The sequence below is a fragment of the Mycobacterium sp. UM_Kg27 genome (genome assembly GCF_000972905.1).
Lineage (GTDB): Bacteria > Actinomycetota > Actinomycetes > Mycobacteriales > Mycobacteriaceae > Mycobacterium.
This window is the reverse complement of the sequence record NZ_JRMM01000317.1, coordinates 1-585: the sequence shown is the minus strand read 5'-3', so window position 1 is coordinate 585 and position 585 is coordinate 1. Positions and strand designations below refer to the sequence as shown.

At 70.8% G+C, this 585-nt stretch carries 1 protein-coding gene; it reads left to right on the top strand.

Going from position 1 to position 585, the window contains the following annotated elements; all coding sequences use genetic code 11:
- A partial coding sequence (locus tag LI94_RS21435) for a PGRS repeat-containing protein (RefSeq protein WP_046302520.1) occupies window positions 1–585 on the top strand: 585 nt, incomplete at both ends.

Genomic DNA, 585 nt, shown 5'->3' with positions numbered 1-585 from the left:
GGTGGCGCCGGCTGGAACAGCACCACCGACGGAGTCGCCGGCGGCCACGGCGGCGCCGCCCTGGGAATCCTCGGCAACGGCGGCGCAGGCGGCGACGGCGGAGCCGGAGCCGTCGGCGGTGACGGCGGCGCCGCCGGCTGGCTGTTCGGCAACGGCGGAGACGGCGGCAACGCCGGTGACGGCGCCACCCTGGCTGGGTTGCCCGCGCTGGGCGGGGTCGGCGGCACCGCCGGCCTGCTCGATGGAACCCACGGCGCCGTTGGCCAATTCGGCTCCCTGCCCGGCGGCATCACCGGCACCGTCGCCCCACCGGTCGAGGTCTCCAACGGCTGGCTCACCAACAGCAACGGCCAGGTCGTGCTGCTACGCGGACTCAACCAGGTCTACAAGATCCCGCCGTATGAGCCCTCCGCCGACGGTTTCGGCGATAAAGATGCCGCCTTCCTGGCCGCCAACGGCTTCAACGTCGTACGCCTGGGCGTCATCTGGGCCGGCGTCCAACCCGAACCCGGTGTCATCGACTACGACTACCTGGCCTCCATCGAAAACACCGTCGAAATCCTGGGCAACCACAACATCATGGTC